Annotated in this window: 18 protein-coding genes; 13 read left to right on the top strand and 5 right to left on the bottom strand. The window is 41.7% G+C overall.

The window, feature by feature from the left end:
- The first annotated feature begins 6 nt into the window (after positions 1-6).
- From ccsA to HMPREF1019_RS04415, 3 genes are all read left to right on the top strand, one after another.
- A complete protein-coding gene (ccsA, locus tag HMPREF1019_RS04425; protein WP_009294489.1) occupies positions 7-3,102 on the top strand; it encodes a cytochrome c biogenesis protein CcsA in 3,096 nt (1,031 codons plus the stop codon).
- Positions 3,103-3,537, top strand: coding sequence for a fatty-acid CoA ligase (locus HMPREF1019_RS04420; RefSeq protein WP_009294487.1), 435 nt, complete (start codon positions 3,103-3,105; stop codon positions 3,535-3,537).
- A gap of 97 nt (positions 3,538-3,634) precedes the next feature.
- Positions 3,635-4,144, top strand: a complete 510-nt coding sequence (locus HMPREF1019_RS04415) for a hypothetical protein (protein ID WP_232210171.1) — start codon at positions 3,635-3,637, stop codon at positions 4,142-4,144.
- Between the two features lie 95 nt (positions 4,145-4,239).
- Here the strand turns inward: HMPREF1019_RS04415 and HMPREF1019_RS04410 are convergent, their stop codons facing one another.
- The 4 genes from HMPREF1019_RS04410 to HMPREF1019_RS04395 are packed head-to-tail and all read right to left on the bottom strand — an operon-like array spanning position 4,240 to position 7,880.
- Complete coding sequence (locus tag HMPREF1019_RS04410) at positions 4,240-4,707, bottom strand: phosphatidylglycerophosphatase A family protein (protein ID WP_009294483.1); 468 nt, start codon at positions 4,705-4,707, stop codon at positions 4,240-4,242.
- 8 nt (positions 4,708-4,715) lie between these two features.
- On the bottom strand, positions 4,716-5,897 hold the full coding sequence (locus HMPREF1019_RS04405; RefSeq protein ID WP_009294481.1) for a sulfate adenylyltransferase: 1,182 nt from the start codon (positions 5,895-5,897) through the stop codon (positions 4,716-4,718).
- On the bottom strand, positions 5,875-6,765 hold the full coding sequence (locus HMPREF1019_RS04400) for a response regulator (RefSeq protein ID WP_009294479.1): 891 nt from the start codon (positions 6,763-6,765) through the stop codon (positions 5,875-5,877). Before HMPREF1019_RS04400 ends, HMPREF1019_RS04405 begins: the two co-directional genes overlap by 23 nt.
- Positions 6,762-7,880, bottom strand: a complete 1,119-nt coding sequence (locus HMPREF1019_RS04395) for a bifunctional 2-C-methyl-D-erythritol 4-phosphate cytidylyltransferase/2-C-methyl-D-erythritol 2,4-cyclodiphosphate synthase (protein ID WP_009294476.1) — start codon at positions 7,878-7,880, stop codon at positions 6,762-6,764. The genes HMPREF1019_RS04400 and HMPREF1019_RS04395 overlap by 4 nt, the downstream gene beginning before the upstream one ends.
- 145 nt (positions 7,881-8,025) lie before the next feature.
- On the opposite strand from HMPREF1019_RS04395, the gene thiC reads away from it, so the two are divergent.
- The 9 genes from thiC to HMPREF1019_RS10310 all read left to right on the top strand — a co-directional run bounded on the left by thiC (position 8,026) and on the right by HMPREF1019_RS10310 (position 13,988).
- On the top strand, positions 8,026-9,321 hold the full coding sequence (gene thiC, locus HMPREF1019_RS04390; protein WP_009294474.1) for a phosphomethylpyrimidine synthase ThiC: 1,296 nt from the start codon (positions 8,026-8,028) through the stop codon (positions 9,319-9,321).
- Positions 9,315-10,415, top strand: a complete 1,101-nt coding sequence (locus HMPREF1019_RS04385) for an Mrp/NBP35 family ATP-binding protein (RefSeq protein ID WP_009294471.1) — start codon at positions 9,315-9,317, stop codon at positions 10,413-10,415. Before thiC ends, HMPREF1019_RS04385 begins: the two co-directional genes overlap by 7 nt.
- On the top strand, positions 10,403-10,531 hold the full coding sequence (locus HMPREF1019_RS10505) for a hypothetical protein (RefSeq protein WP_262359232.1): 129 nt from the start codon (positions 10,403-10,405) through the stop codon (positions 10,529-10,531). The genes HMPREF1019_RS04385 and HMPREF1019_RS10505 overlap by 13 nt, the downstream gene beginning before the upstream one ends.
- Before the next feature lie 31 nt (positions 10,532-10,562).
- Positions 10,563-10,829, top strand: a complete 267-nt coding sequence (locus tag HMPREF1019_RS04380) for an ACT domain-containing protein (protein WP_002939508.1) — start codon at positions 10,563-10,565, stop codon at positions 10,827-10,829.
- A gap of 9 nt (positions 10,830-10,838) precedes the next feature.
- The gene (locus tag HMPREF1019_RS04375) at positions 10,839-12,176 is read left to right on the top strand and encodes a PFL family protein (RefSeq protein ID WP_009294468.1); all 1,338 of its coding nucleotides are present in this window, start codon (positions 10,839-10,841) and stop codon (positions 12,174-12,176) included.
- Positions 12,177-12,201: 25 nt separating this feature from the next.
- On the top strand, positions 12,202-12,609 hold the full coding sequence (locus HMPREF1019_RS04370; RefSeq protein ID WP_009294466.1) for a hypothetical protein: 408 nt from the start codon (positions 12,202-12,204) through the stop codon (positions 12,607-12,609).
- Between the two features lie 78 nt (positions 12,610-12,687).
- Complete coding sequence (locus HMPREF1019_RS04365; RefSeq protein ID WP_009294465.1) at positions 12,688-13,377, top strand: hypothetical protein; 690 nt, start codon at positions 12,688-12,690, stop codon at positions 13,375-13,377.
- Between the two features lie 159 nt (positions 13,378-13,536).
- A complete protein-coding gene (locus HMPREF1019_RS10315; protein WP_009294463.1) occupies positions 13,537-13,779 on the top strand; it encodes a hypothetical protein in 243 nt (80 codons plus the stop codon).
- The gene (locus HMPREF1019_RS10310; protein WP_009294461.1) at positions 13,776-13,988 is read left to right on the top strand and encodes a hypothetical protein; all 213 of its coding nucleotides are present in this window, start codon (positions 13,776-13,778) and stop codon (positions 13,986-13,988) included. The genes HMPREF1019_RS10315 and HMPREF1019_RS10310 overlap by 4 nt, the downstream gene beginning before the upstream one ends.
- Before the next feature lie 173 nt (positions 13,989-14,161).
- On the opposite strand, the gene HMPREF1019_RS04355 is transcribed toward HMPREF1019_RS10310, so the two are convergent.
- A complete protein-coding gene (locus tag HMPREF1019_RS04355; protein ID WP_232210170.1) occupies positions 14,162-14,677 on the bottom strand; it encodes a DUF1440 domain-containing protein in 516 nt (171 codons plus the stop codon).
- Between the two features lie 243 nt (positions 14,678-14,920).
- Between HMPREF1019_RS04355 and HMPREF1019_RS04350 the strand changes: the two genes are divergently transcribed.
- The gene (locus HMPREF1019_RS04350; RefSeq protein WP_009294457.1) at positions 14,921-16,120 is read left to right on the top strand and encodes a 2,3,4,5-tetrahydropyridine-2,6-carboxylate N-succinyltransferase; all 1,200 of its coding nucleotides are present in this window, start codon (positions 14,921-14,923) and stop codon (positions 16,118-16,120) included.
- Position 16,121: the final 1 nt, after the last annotated feature.

Below are 16,121 nucleotides of genomic sequence, written 5' to 3'. Positions count from 1 at the left end.
AAGCAGATGTTAAATCCAAAAACATTATTTTTAAGTATGGGCTCAGCTATCGTTTTGATGATAATCTTTGCCATAGCTAGTGGAGCCGCCACAATAATAGAGAGCAAAACCAGCACTGAAGCAGCTTGGTACTATGTTTATGGGGCTGGCTGGTTTGCGCTCATCCAACTACTTCTTGGTATAAATTTAGCCTTCAATATCTTTAGATACAACCTAATCGATCCTAAAAAACTCCCATCGCTCATCTTTCACTTAGGTTTTATCGTCATCTTAATCGGTGCTGGCATCACAAGATACCTTGGCTTTGAAGCCGATATACATATACGTGAAAATACCGCTTCAAACGTTGTTAGTACAAAGGTTTCGTATATAAATTTAACAGCGCTTAACGACAAAGGCGAGGAGATCAGCTCGGCTATGCCTTTGGGACTTGCTGATGTGAAGAAGGGCTTTGATCTAAGGCTAAAAACAGCAGACGGTGAGGCTAGTTTAAAATTTAAAGAATTTGTGCCAAATGCAAGTTATAAATTTGTAAATGATGATAGCGGAAAGCCTGTTGTTGAATTTGTAGTATCAAACGAGAGCGAAAGCGAAGAGATATTTTTGCTTGAAGAAGAAGAGGCAAGAGTTGGAGATATCAGCTTTATCTTTAATGCAAAACCAGATGAAAATAAAAAATACGTTCTTTTTAGACTAAACGATGGAAATTTTACAGTTACTTCAAATGCTGATCTTTTAAAATTTACTATGGTGGATAGCTCTAAAACTGAGCTAAAAGCTGGCAGCGTGAATGAATTTGGCACAGGTAGCTTATATACTATCTCAAATATAAATTTTGCCCCAAGGCTAGTCTCAGCGCACGCTTCAAGAAAGCTAGTCAGCTCAAAGGATAGCGAGTTTAATGCGTTGATAGCTGAGCTAAACTATAAAGGTGAGAGTAAAGAGATGCATGTATTTTACAACCTAATGGAGCCTTCACGTATCGCCGTGGCTGGACAGAAATTTAACGCTTCATGGGGAGCTCAGCAGATAAAACTCCCATTTAGCCTCTACCTAAAGGACTTTGAGCTAAAAAGATATCCTGGCTCAAATTCTCCTATGAGCTACTCAAGCGAGGTTGTGGTAAAAGATGGCACAAATGATCCGGGGTTTGATTATAGAATTTATATGAACCACGTGCTTGATTATGATGGATATAGATTTTTCCAAAGCTCATACGATACTGACGAGAAAGGTACGATCCTCTCTGTTAATAAAGACCCAGGCAAGATCCCGACATATATCGGCTACTTTTTGCTAGGTCTTGGCTTCTTGTTAAATGTCATAAATCCTAACAGCCGCTTTAGAAAGCTAGCTAAACTAATAGATAATGAATCAACAAAAAGCGGTAAAAAAGTTGCTGCACTCATAACGGTCTTACTTTTGGGCTTAAATTTTAGCTCATTAAGGGCAGAGGATTTCTTGCCGCATATCAGCAAAGAGCATGCAGACAAGCTTGCTAGGCTTATCGTGCAAAGTCCAGATGGCAGGATGAAGCCATTTGATACGCTTAGCAAAGAGGTTTTAAACAAAATTCACAGAGGCGAGAGCATAGGTAGCCTAAATTCAAACCAAGCGATGCTTTCTATAATGGTAACGCCTGATTTTTGGCGAAATGAGAAGATCATCGCACTTGGCCAAAGCAAGGAGCTTAAAAAAGAGCTAGGCGTCGATGAAAATGCAAGATACGCAAGCTTTGATGAATTTTTTAAAGCGACAAAAGATGGCGGAAGCGAGTATAAACTAACAAAATTTGCCGAGATAGCAAACCGCAAACACCCAGGCTCACGCAATACTTTTGACAAAGATGTGATAAAGATCGACGAGAGACTAAATGTATTTTATATGATATTTATCGGTGAAATTTTCAAAATTTTCCCAAAACAAGATGATCCGTCAAATTCTTGGTATTCGCCAGCTAGTGCGATGATGTACTTCTCGCCAAAAGAGGCTGAGCTAGTAGTTGGCATGATGAGAGAGTATTTTTCAGCTGTTGATGCAGCCTCAAAGGATAATGACTGGAGTAAGGCGGATGCGGCGCTTGAGAAAATTTCAGCCTATCAGCACAAATACGGCTCTGCAGTCATGCCAAGTGAGAAAAAAATAGACATAGAAATTTTATTTAATAAATTTCAAGTATTTGACCGCTTGACGCCGATATATCTTTTGGCTGGACTTGCTCTTTTACTATTTGTTTTTGTCAAGATGTTAGCGCCAAAAGTGCAGATAAATGGCATAGTTAAAGCTGTATATATTATAAATTTACTAGCTTTTCTTGCGCACACAGCTGGACTTGGTCTTCGCTGGTACATCGCTGAACACGCCCCTTGGAGTAACGCCTACGAGTCGATGGTATATATCGCTTGGGCGCTTGGACTTTCAGGCATCATCTTTGCAAAACGTAGTCCGATCGCACTTGCGCTTACATCTATATTAGCTGGCGTTACGCTATTTGTTGCACACCTTAGCTGGATGGATCCGCAGATCACGACACTTGTGCCTGTGCTTCAGAGCTACTGGCTAACTATCCACGTCTCTATCATAACTGCAAGTTATGGATTTTTAGGCCTTTGTGCGTTGCTTGGTGGCTTTACTTTGCTGCTTATCATCTTGCAAAACAAGAAAAAGCCAAATGCAGAGATCGCGCGCAATATCACTGAAGCAACGCGTATAAATGAGATGGCGATGATACTAGGTCTTAGCTTGCTCACGCTTGGAAACTTTTTAGGTGGCGTTTGGGCGAATGAGAGCTGGGGTAGATACTGGGGCTGGGACAGCAAGGAGACTTGGGCGCTAGTTTCGATCCTTGTCTATGCAGCAGTGCTTCACATGAGATTTATACCAAAGCTTAATAATCAATACGCATTTGCTGTTGCATCATTTTTTGCCTATTGGTCGATCATAATGACCTATTTTGGGGTAAATTTCTATCTAGCTGGCATGCACTCATACGCAGCTGGAGATCCGCTTCCAGTGCCTGATTTTGTCTGGATAAGCATCGTCGTGATGATAGCGATGAGCGTTCTTGCATTTACGAAACGCTCTCTTTGCACAAGGCTATAGATGCTTATTAAAGGCTTGATAGTCTTTTTTGTTTTTTTGCTTATAGTTGCCATTTGCGCGCTAGTCTATCTTTTGCTAAAAAACAAAAATCATCAAGCCTTGGCAAGAGGGCTAGAGCCTGATAGTGAAGAAGAGATCACGATCGAAAAGCTAGAAGAGTTTGCTAGTGATAAAACTTTAAGCAAAAACGAGCTTTTCGAGCTTATACAAATTTTTGGAGAGAAATTTATAATACCAGCGAAAAAAAATCAGGTCGCTCCAAAAGAAGCTAGCAACTACATAAATTTTATAATCCTCATCTGCTCTCACCAAAATGCCGATGCAAAGCTTATTAGCTTTTTAGACAAAGAGGCTAAAAAGAAAAATCCAAGCTATGTTGCAGAGATCGAAGATAGCGAGAGGATAGGCATAGAAAACCGTAAAAACCGTAGGTAAATTTAGCTTTTTTAAATTTAAGAACGCAAAACATCGTTAGCAAAACTCAAATTTACAAAGCAAAAATAGGAGTGCAATTTGGACATCAATGATCTCTATGCTAGTTTGGTCTTTTTTGCCGATAGTGCTAGCTATTTTGTTGATGATCTTTGCTGGCAGGCGAAATATAAAAGTCTATCTGAGTAAATTTGACCTAGTTGGACTGTATCTCATTTTTCCACTCGTGATATTTCCTATCTTTGTAGCTATTTTTAGTGAAGTGGCCGAGTATTTTGACGTTTCAAACGATGATGGACTAACTTATATTTTTTACACTATGCTTTTTATAATAGCCATTTACGCCGTTTTTGGTTTTTATGTTTGCATTAAATACAATCACGGCTTTATAAACTGCTTCTTGGCGTTACTTTTAAGATTTAACTTCATGACCACGCTTGTTTATTTGCTATTTTTAGGTGGCAAAGGACGTGACAAAAATAGCAATGAAATAACCCCTGAAAATGTGAAAAATTTAAGCTTTTTTGGAGAGCTAAAATTTTCACTTTATAATATGATCGTCTTTAGAAAAATTATGACAAAGAGAAATTTGCAGGCAGGGATGAGATAAATTCTAACGATAAAGTTCTCATCTAAAAAGAGGTCTAAAATAAAAAGCAGGGAGAGTTAAATTTAAAAAAGAGCCAGCAAGATCGCTAGCTCAGCTTACGGCAAAACTACGCCAAATTTCATAGCCATGCCATATATCATCGCGCTAATAATGCCAGCGAAAAATCCAGCAACCATATCATCACCCATAACGCCAAGTCCGCCCTTTACGTTGCGGTCTATCCTGCCAATGATCGAAGGCTTTTTGATATCAAGTACTCTAAAAAGTACTAGCGAGAGAACTAGCTGTGAGATAGTCGCTCCGCTAATGGCGATAGCAAGCCAAACGCCAGCAACTTCGTCGATCACGATAAAGCTCTCGTCGTGCGAATTTACCTTTTTTTCAAAATCATCAATGACGCTGATGCTCACCAAAAATAATAAAATACTAGCTAGCAAAAGCGTGGTAGATGAGAAAAAATATAACACAAAATAAGCTACCACAGCTCCAGCCACCGAGCCCCAAGTGCCAGGTGCCTTTGGTAAAAGTCCAAATCCAAAAAATGTCAAAAATAGTTTTTGCATAAATTTCCTTAAGTGAGTGATGATGTTTGGTAGAGCTTCATGAGCTCCTCGTAAAAGTCGCGGTCGGTCTTGTTTTCAAGCAGTCCAGAATTTACAAAGAGATCGTCGCAGAGCTTTTGTATATCTTTAAAGCGATTTACATAGAGCTTGCTTAAGATGAGCGCTGAAATTTCAGGCCTTACTAGTATGGCTGGTGGCATGATGCCGTTAAATAGCAGCTCTTTGATCACGTCTGGGTGGTATTTGATCTGGTGGTGCTGTCCGTGCGGGCAGCTTTTGGTGCTAACTAGCGTCTTGCACTTGTTGCAATAAACTAGCTCTGGCAGGACGATCACATCTAAATTTAGATCGTTTTTGTAGATGTCAAGGATCGTGTGTGCCTCGTTGTGGTCAAAAAACATGCCAATTCCTGAGTGATTTTGTCCGATGACTAGCTTATTTGCGCCAAGTCTTGAAGCTGCGATGCACTCAAGCGTTGGGTTGGCGTGCGAGCTAAAAAGGGTTGTGTTTTTTAGTGCGAAAACAAAGACCTTTTTTGTCGGCAGATAGTTTTGGTTAAAAAAGCCAAGCACTTGCTTTCTGATCTCGTAGTCAATATGCCTCTCTTCGCGCGTTCTGATGAGAAAAACGACCACGAGATCGGCCTTGTCGATAGTCATCCTAACTAGGCGTTCATGCGCGCGGTTAAATGGATCGGCCGTTAAAAAAACAGCCGTTATCTTCTTGGCGCCACTCTCTTTTATCAGCTCATTTAGCGCATCTTTGCTTATTTGGAGGCTCTCATCATATAGCTCAAACTCGCCGCTTATGCCGTATTTGCCTAAATTTAGTGACATTTCGCTGTTTGACTCATTTGCTAAAAATATATTTTTAGCTCGCATGCTCTCGTCAAATTTAAAGACCTTTGCCACGTCGATGTGCCCAACGATCTTGCCGTCCATATTTAAATTTACTCTTTGCCCAGCATGCAGCTTGCTAGCGATATTTTGATTGACCTCGCCAAATGGAGCAAAGCCAAAAGAGTAGGGCATCGGCTCGCCGTTAAAGTAGCCCTTTTTTGCCACCTCTTTGATCTGCTCGTCGTCCATCAGGGCGCTAAAATTTGAGAGAATTTTGTTTTTGATAAGCTCTAAGGCGCCATAAACTTCGGTGTTTATAGAAATTTCACTATTTTTTCTTGCTGACGTCATATTTCTTTCTCTTTTCCCAAAGTGATTTTCTAGAAATTCCAAGCTTTTTGCTTAGCTCGGTGTCGGGGAATTTATCTTGATAATTAACTATGATATATTTTATATATTCATCGATCGTGACGATCTCACCGATATCAAAATTTTTATCTCTAACAGAGAGTTCAAGCACTTCAAATGGCGCACTTTGCGCAAAATCGCTAGTTTGGATAGCCACTTTTTTCTTTTTGCAAAGCTCTAAAATTTTCTCTTTTTCATCATCTTTTAGCTCTTCGAGATTTGTGATGTATATTAGTTCGTCGCCACTTTGAGCAAGTGCTTTTTCAAGCTCACTAAAACAGGCTTTGCCTAAAAACAAAAATGGCAAATTTCCAGCCTTTACATAGTTAAAGATAAATTTATCGCTGTAACCATTTTTGCTTGATTTTAAAAGAAGTGGAAATTTGATCTTTTTAGCTTCAAAGCAAGGTATCTCGTAGTCTTTTAGGGCGAAATTTATATAGTTTTCGTAGTTTTTTATCTCGTTTTTAAAGCCTCTAAACTCTTCAAAATGCCTTATCTTTCTAACAAGCTCTTCTATCATAAATGGCTTTTGTATGTAATCCACCGCGCCCGCTTGTATCGGTTTTATCACGGTGTCGCTGTTGATGTAGGCGATGAGTAAGATGATGATAGAGCTTTTAAATTTCTCTATGACAGGGTAGAAGTCCTGCCCTGGGAGTGTGGTAGAAAGTAACACTACGTCAAAATTTTCAAATTTCAAAGCCTCTTTGACGCTCTTTGCGATCTCGCAATCGTAGCCAAAGTCAGCTAGTTTGCTAGCCATCGAGCCAGCTAGGTAAATTTCGTTTTCTACTATTAAAATTTTCATATTTGTGTCCAGTTGTAAAATTTAAGGCTAGCACTTGCCATGACAGCGATCCCCTCGCATCTGCCCACAAAGCCAAGCCCCTCAGTCGTCGTCGCCTTTACATTTATGCGGCTTTGGCTTAAATTTAGAGCCTGCGCGATGTTTGCCTCCATTTTTGATTTTAGCTTTGAAAGTTTTGGCTTTTGAGCCATTATCGTGATATCAGTGTTTGTTAGCACAAAGCCCACGCTTTGCACCCTTTTATAAGCTTCTTGCAGCAGATAAATGGAGCTAATATCTTTAAATTTAGCGTCCGTATCAGGAAAAAGTTCGCCTATATCTCCAAGCCCAGCAGCACCTAAAATGGCATCAGTTAGCGCATGAAGTGCCACGTCGCCGTCGCTGTGAGCCTTTAGCCCAAACTCATAGTCGATCTTTTCGCCACAAAGCACAAGCGGACGACCCTTTTCAAACTCATGCACGTCAAAGCCGTTACCTACAAAAACCTCATTTTCTGGTGCTTTTAGGGCTGAAATTTTGGCAAGATCCTCTTTAAAAGTGATCTTTCTAGCCATCTCATCGCCCAATATGTGCCAAACGCTTGCGCCAATGGCTCTCATAGCCGAGCTATCATCTGTGTAAATTTCGCCGCTACTAAGAGCCTTTTTAAGAAGTGCTGTGCGCGAGAGCTGCGGTGTTTGGATAAGTTTTACCTTTTCTCTGTCGATTGCGTTTTCGCCAAGATAGGCAGTGTCAGCGATCTTTAGCGCAGGCACCACGCAGTCAGCCTGAGCGGCCGCCTCGATGATCTTGTGAAAGAGCTCGCTTGATATGCAAGGGCGCGCGATGTCGCTAACTAGGACAAATTCGCTATTTACTAGCTCAAGTGCGTTTTTTAGGCTATCTTGCCTTGTCTTGCCGCCATCAACAAATTTATAATTTGGAGCAAATTTAGACATATATTTGCACTCTTTACTAACGACGATGATCTCTTTAAATGTGTAAAAGTTACTCAAATTTTTAGTGGCAAATAGCCAAAGTGGGTCGCTGCCGATGCGAAGCCATTGCTTCTTTACAGGTAGCTCAAAACGACTGGAATTTCCTGCTCCTAGCATTATAAGTGAGATATCAAGCAAGGTAGCTCCTTTGAAGATTGTTACGGAATTATACACCTAAAAGCTAAATATTTCTTTTTATAGAAATAAATTTAAGGCTAGCATTTAGTTAGATCAAAACAAAAAAGGACTAAAATGAGCCTTTAAATTTTAAAAAAGGTTAGTCATGACAAAGACGCAGATGTACTATGCTAGGCGAGGCGAGCTCACAAAGCAGATGAGCTATGTGGCAAAGATCGAGGGAGTGAGTGAAAATTTAGTGATGGATGAGGTGGCAAAAGGCAGCATCATCATCCCAGCAAACGTAAATCACACAAATTTAAAGCCTATGGGCATAGGCAGAAAGCTAAAGACAAAAATCAATGCAAATATCGGCAACTCAAGCCTAAGTAGTGACATTTGCACAGAGCTTAGAAAGCTTGAAATTTGCCTAGAATTTGGCGCTGATACGGTTATGGATCTAAGCACGGACGGCGATTTAGACGCCATTAGAAGCGCTATCATTGAGCACTCAAGTGTGCCAGTTGGCACAGTGCCGATGTATGAAATTTTAAAAGAGGCAAAAGAGGTTACAAATATCACAAATGAGCTAATTTTAAGCGTGCTAGAGAAGCAAGCAAGGCAAGGGGTTAGTTACTTTACGATACACGCTGGCTTTTTGCGTGAGTTTTTGCCCCTTGTTAAAAAGCGTAAAATGGGCATAGTAAGCCGCGGCGGCAGTTTGAGCGCGAGCTACATGTCAAAGCTAAATAGGCAAAATCCATTTTATGAGATTTTTGATCAAATTTTAGAAATTTGCGCAAAATACGACGTTTCGCTCTCGCTTGGCGACGGACTTCGCCCAGGTTGCCTTTTTGATGCAACAGACGAGGCACAGCTTAGTGAGCTAAAGGTGCTTGGAGAGCTTACGCTTCGTGCGTGGCAAAAAGATGTGCAGGTAATGATAGAAGGCCCTGGTCATGTGCCATTAAGTCAAATTGAGTATAATATGAAAATCGAACAAGAGCTCTGCCATGACGCCCCATTTTACGTGCTTGGACCGCTTGTTAGCGATATCGGCGCAGGGTATGATCATATCACTTCAGCGATTGGTGGTACGATGGCAGCATATCACGGTGCTAGCATGCTTTGCTACGTGACGCAAAAAGAGCACCTTGGCTTGCCAAATGAAAATGACGTAAGAGAGGGCATCGTAGCTCACAAGATAGCAGCTCATGCCGCAGACGTCGCACTTGGCAAAGCTGGAGCTATCGAAAAAGACCATGCGATGAGTGACGCGAGATACGCATTTGACTGGAACAAGCAGTTTGAGCTTAGCTTTGATCCAAAAAAGGCTAGAGAGCTTCACGACGAGAGCTTGCCAGAAGATGCGTTTAAGAACGCTCATTTTTGTTCGATGTGCGGACCAAAATTTTGTGCATATAAAATTTCAAAAGATCTAGAAAAAGGAGAAAAATGTTAAATAAAGAAGAGGTCCTAAATAGACTAAAAGGCGTCATATATCCGGGATTTGAGAAGGATATAGTTAGCTTTGGCTTTGTAAAAAACGTAGAGATCGGCGAGAAAATCTTAATCGAAGTCGAGATCGTTAGCTCAAGCCCAGAGGTGGCAAACGAGCTAAAAACGGACATCAAACGCGTCATGGGCTCAAATGAGTACGTGCTAAATTTGATCCAGCCAAAGATACCTGAGGAGAAAAGTAACACTCAAAGTGGCAAAAATATCGCGCCACAAGTTAAAAATTTCGTAATGGTAAGCTCTGGCAAAGGCGGCGTTGGTAAATCAACCACAACGCTAAATTTAGCCATCTCAATGGCAAAACTAGGCAAAAAAGTGGGAATTTTGGACGCTGACATCTACGGACCAAACATCCCAAGAATGCTTGGCGAAGTAAATACTCAGCCACAAGTCGTCGGCAACAAGCTAAAACCGATACTTAGCCACGGCGTGGAGATGATGAGTATGGGCGTTTTGATGGAGGAGGGCATGAGCCTTATCTGGCGTGGTTCGATGATAATGAAAGCGATCGAGCAGCTGCTAAGGGACGTGCTTTGGAGCGAGCTTGATGTCTTGTTTCTCGACATGCCTCCAGGAACGGGCGACGCGCAGCTAACTCTAGCTCAAAGCGTGCCAGTAACGGCAGGTGTATGCGTCACAACGCCACAAGTAGTAGCACTTGACGATAGCAAGCGTGCGCTTGATATGTTTGAGAAGCTTCACATCCCAATCGCTGGCGTCATCGAAAATATGAGCGGCTTCATCTGCCCAGATAACGGCAAAGAGTACGATATCTTTGGCAAAGGCACGACTGAAGAGGTGGCAAAGGCTTACAACACTCAAATTTTGGCTGAAATTCCTATCGAGCCAGCTGTTAGAGTGGGTGGCGATAATGGCAAGCCAGTTAGCTTCTATGAGCCAAACTCAGTCACTGCAAAACGCTACGAGAGCGCAGCTGCAAGGCTTTGGGAGATAATAGAAAATATAAATAACGGCGGTGGGGCTGATAACTCAGCGATCCAGCCAGTAAATGACGGCAAGAGTGCTTGCTCGAAGTAAATTTACAAAAGATAAAATTTAGAGCAAATTTTAAAATTTGCCAGTTTAAATTTGGCTACCAAAATTTAGCTTTGCTTGATGCGGAGCTTAAATTTTGTAGCCAAAATGCACTTTAAAAAATAAATTTAAAATTTAACAGGAGAAAAGATGAAAGCGATCGTAACCGTAGTCGGAAAAGATAGAGTTGGCATCGTTGCTGGCGTCTCAGCAAAGCTTAGCGAGCTAGGGCTAAATATAGATGATATAAGCCAGACTATTTTGAGCGACTTTTTCACGATGATGGCGGTGGTTTCAAGCGATGAAAATAAGGACTTTACAGCCTTAAGAGCGGAGCTTGATAAGCTTGGAGAGAGCCTAAAAGTAAAGATAAATATCCAAAGCTCAGCCATTTTTGATGCGATGCACAAAATTTAAGGACAAAAGATGGATATCAAAAACGTAACCGAAACTATCTCGATGATCGAGGAGCAAAATTTTGACATCAGAACGATCACGATGGGCATTAGTTTGCTTGACTGCATCGACCCTGACATAGGCAAAGCCTGCGATAAAATTTACGCAAAAATCACCACTAAAGCCAAAGACCTAGTTAGAGTGGGCAACGAAATTTCCGCTGAGCTAGGCATACCAATCGTCAATAAAAGAGTGAGCGTGACGCCTATCTCAATAATCGGCGCAGCAACGGACGCAAAAGACTACGTGATGATCGCAAAGACGCTTGATAGGGCGGCTATTGAAGTTGGTATTGATTTTATAGGTGGTTTTTCGGCTCTAGTGCAAAAGGGCTATCAAAAGGGTGATGAAATTTTGATAAATTCTATCCCGCAAGCACTAGCACAAACCGCAAAAGTGTGCTCAAGCGTCAATGTCGGCTCAACAAAAAGTGGCATAAATATGAGCGCAGTGCGTGACATGGGGCGCATCATAAAAGAGACGGCGGCAGCTTCAGAGATGGGCTGTGCGAAGCTTGTTGTCTTTGCAAACGCAGTTGAAGATAATCCTTTCATGGCCGGTGCATTTCACGGCGTGGGCGAGGCTGACGTGGTGATAAATGTCGGCGTTTCAGGTCCAGGCGTCGTAAAAAGAGCCCTTGAAAAGGTGCGTGGCGAGAGCTTTGACGTGGTGGCTGAGACTGTGAAAAAGACGGCGTTTAAGATCACTCGTATCGGTCAGTTAGTCGGTCAAATGGCGAGCGAGCGCCTTGGGGTGAAATTTGGTATCGTCGATCTCTCTCTTGCTCCAACGCCAGCTGTTGGCGACTCGGTGGCTCGTGTGCTTGAGGAGATGGGGCTTGAGGCTGTTGGTACGCACGGCACGACGGCTGCGCTTGCTCTCCTAAATGATGCAGTCAAAAAAGGCGGCGTCATGGCGTGCAACCAAGTTGGCGGCTTAAGTGGTGCGTTTATCCCGGTTTCAGAAGATGAGGGCATGATAGCTGCGGTGCGCGCGGGATCGTTAAATTTAGAAAAGCTTGAAGCGATGACGGCGATATGCTCGGTGGGGCTTGATATGATCGCCATACCTGCAGATACGCCAAGCCAGAGTATAGCTGCGATGATCGCTGATGAGGCGGCTATCGGCGTGATAAATCAAAAAACAACGGCCGTTCGTATCATACCTCTTGGACGTGAGGGCGATATGATCGAGTTTGGCGGTCTTTTAGGAAGAGCGCCTGTGATGAAGATAAATAAGGCCTCAAGTGCCGACTTCATCGCTCGTGGCGGACAAATCCCAGCTCCTATTCATAGTTTTAAAAACTAAAAGTTTCTAAAAGGATGGTTATAAAATGAAAGCAGTTGGACTATTTTTTATGATTTTGCTTTTATCTGGTTGCTCGGCACTATATCCATTTTATAGCAAAGAGATGAAATTTGAAGCAGCAGGTATTGGTAAAGATGGTATCTATAGATCAAATTTTAATAATGATGAAGACATTCTTATTAAGATGACATCAGTAAAGACAAAAGAGGGCGAAAAATACCGAATAATATATACTTTGCACATACCAAGTAATTCTACGCAGATGGATTTTAACATTGGTGATAAGTTTGTAGCAAAGTATGATTGCTCAAAAATGTATTGCGAGCCAAATGATGATCTAGACAATATAGTCGTAGAGTGGGTTGAGCCTGAAAGAGGAGTATTTTTAGGCGGTATAAATTTAAAAAATTTACGACTAATAAAGGCGTATTAAATTCATAAGGATATGTAAAAATACGAGTTTTTTAATAAATTTGATAGTAAAAAAAGAAAAATTTAACAAGGAGCTAAAATGAAAATTTTATCACTGCTTTCGATGCTACTTTTTACAGCGGTATGTAGCTTTGCAAACGACGGCAAAGTAAGAAGTATCGACATCTACGTCACGCCATACTACTCAGCAAATGCTGGCAAGGTGGAGTACGTCAAGGTCTATGACAAGATAGATGAGCTTTTAAAAAGTGGCAAAGAAGAGGACTTTAAAAAGGCAGAAAAGATCGTGCAAGACGCCCCACAAATGGTCTCTCCGATAACTCTTTTTGTCCTCTCAGCTCGTGCTTATGATCTTGGACTTCGCGATGATGCGGTATTTTGGTTTTATGCGGCAAAAAACCGCGCGATCTTGCTAAGAGGCGTTATAGACATGGAGGGCGAGAAATTTACTGACGTGGTGGCTGCGATAGGGGCGTTTATGAAGCTTGTTGGCGACGTGGTCAATCCTTATGCGTTTTGCGATATCAAAAAGCAACAAGAGATCGCTGATAAAGCGCTTGAATGGACTAAGAAAAATGCCTATGAAGCGATGTTTTCGCCAGAATTTAGCTCGCCTCACGAAGATAGAAAAGCAGCCCTTGCAAAAGGCATAGAAAAGCTAGAAGCCCGCAATAAAAAAGAGAAAGATTACTTTTTAGACAAAGACAATCTTGCTGACTTCAAAGCTATGCGCAAGCAAAATGGCACTGATGAGAAATTTTGCTTCTAAATAGCGATATAAATTTGAAAATTTGCTTGTAAATTTAGCTTTTGCTTTATGATAAAAGGACAAATTTACAAGCTATTTCTATTTTAGCTCACAACAAATTTACTTAAATTTCGCTCTTTTTCGTAAGAGTAGCAAAATCACAAAAAATGAGAATAAAAAATGACTTTGAAATTTGGCGAACTTGAAAAAGTTGCAACAGACGATGGCTTTATCTGGTATGCGGAGGTGAAGCTAATGAGCGAAAATTTCGGGCAGGTGCTATTTTGCCTTGTTAGCACAGATGGGGCAGACATGGATGATGAGACTACTTTGCTAGCAGAAAAAATCGCCCAAGATATCGACCGATACATAAAAGAGGCGCTTGCCTTTTTAAAAGATGAGCTTAGGCGAGTGGCTTTTTGAGCAAGGACGAGCTTAGCTTGCTTGACGTGCCAGTTTGTGAGCTGCCATTTAGTTCGCCACAATGCACCTTTTATGCGGGCGATAAGCAGTGGCTGATGAGATTTGCTGAGGGTGCGCTTGATATCTGTGAGCCTTATGGTATAGGGGTGATCTTTGAGGATGAAAAGCCGCTTTGTTTAGAAAATTTAGAGCTTAGCAGTGAGTGCTAAGTGCTTAAAATTTTAAATTTACGCATTAAAAGCTAGTTAAGATTTTCAAGCCTTGCAAAAAATGATGAAATTTTGTTTTTAGGTATTGGCTGCGATCAAGAGGCGTTATGGTTTTATTTATGATTGAAATTTGCTGTCTTAGGTTTTGCGCCCAAAAACAGCAAATTTGTTAATTATGCGTTGCAGCAGTCGCTTGGATCTTTTTCTTTTGTGATCCTAGCTCTTAGGTCGTGGCGGATGATCTCTATCGACCAAAACCAGATCATGTGACCCACAAACTCAGAGACATACTCATACCAAGGAAGTGTCCAAAGTGGCGGAGTGAGGCCAAGAAGCGGCAGTGAGATGCCGTGAACTACGATAGTTGCTAAGATACCAGCCATCACACCTTGCCACATCGTGATCTTTGGAAATTTCTCAGCCACGACGCAGTAGCCAACGGCAAAGACTACTGAAAATATGATGTGCGTTAGCATCACGTAGTTAAAGGCATGCCCTGCAAACTCGTAGATAGCAGCGTTTGGATCGGTGATACCGACATAATCTCTCAAAAACACATAAGGGGGATTTAGAAAATTTCTCGAGCAGTCGATCGCATCAGCCGCTCTGAGGGCGCTTTCTGGCCCACAAGCTGCGTTAAACATATCCATGGGGCTTCTTGGCGGAAGCGGTACTTCTGCACCCCCCATTTGACAAAAGCTGAAACTACGCCAGCGACGAGGCCGATCAACGCAGCTAAGGCAAATTTTAGTTTGGTAGCTAAATTTGACATTTTGCCTCCTTGTAAAATTTAAGGCATTTTATTTCTATTTTCTTTATGATAAGGTTAATCATTATTATAATTTATAAATTTACCAAAACCAAAATGCTTTAAAATCATAAAATTTTTAGCCATTTTTGGCTAGACTAAGAAAAAATTTAAAGGAGAATAGATGTCTAAAGAGTTTAAAGACGCAAACGAATTTAAGGAATTTTTTGAAGAATTTAGAAAAAAAGATGGTTACAAAGATCCAGTTGCTTTTGGCATCGCAAGAGTCGATCGCGGACAAAAAAATAGCGACAAAATTTTGCAAGCAAGTTACGCCGTTGTAAATTATAAAGAGAGCTTTTTAAGCGCAGCTGCTTTTATCTATGCTTTGCAAAAGTGTGATGTTGAAGTTGATTTTAGTGCTCACGAGTTTGTCGCTGATCTCACGCCAAAGGTAGTAAAAAAGGCTAGCAAGCTCTTTAGTGTCTTTGAAAAAGATATAAAATCGCATAAAAATGTGGAGAATTTACACGCTGTGAAGATGGCATTTGATGACGATCTTGAGCTAAATGAGAATAAATTTAAGCTTGTATTTTTATTTGATGACGCAAAGCCACTTAGTGTGGAGGCCGTCTATCTCAAGCTCTACTTGATCTCGCTTGGCAAGGTCGCGCCTAGGACGATCGTGCTTGATGGAGCCTTTGGAGTGCTGCCAAATGTCGCATGGACTAGCCAAAACATCCCGATCGAGCTTGAGTGGTTAAGAGAAAACGAAATTTCTCTAAAGATGTTTGGCGAGTATCCAGCGATCGTGAGCGTGGATAAATTCCCAAGATTTTTAAGTCACATCATCCCAGCTGATAACACGAGAATTTTAGACGCTGCCAAGGTTCGCATGGGCGCAGCTGTGCATCCTGGTACAGTCGTCATGCCGGGTGCTGCTTACATCAACTTTAACGCAGGCACGACTGGTGGCGTGATGGTTGAGGGTAGGGTCAGCAGCTCTGTTGTCGTGGGCGAGGGCAGCGACGTTGGCGGCGGAGCTAGCATACTTGGCGTGTTAAGCGGCACAAACGGCAACCCTGTAAGCATCGGCAAACACTGCTTGCTTGGCGCAAACTCAGTCACAGGCGTGCCACTTGGTGATAACTGCATCGTGGATGCTGGAATAGCAGTGCTTGAGGGCACAAAGGTCTATATCTCAGCCAGCGAGCTCGAAAAGCTAGCTAAGCTAAATCCTAGCTTTAAATTTGAAGCTGAAATTTACAAAGCGCTTGAACTTGGCGGGCTAAACGGGCTTCATTTTAGACAAAATAGCCAAACAGGTCAGATCACCGCAAGTGCGAGCAAAAGGGCGATCAAGCTAAATGAGGCACTTCATTAAA

It is taken from the genome of Campylobacter sp. 10_1_50 (assembly GCF_000238755.1).
Taxonomy (GTDB): domain Bacteria; phylum Campylobacterota; class Campylobacteria; order Campylobacterales; family Campylobacteraceae; genus Campylobacter_A; species Campylobacter_A concisus_R.
This window is presented reverse-complemented; position numbering and strand designations above follow the sequence as displayed.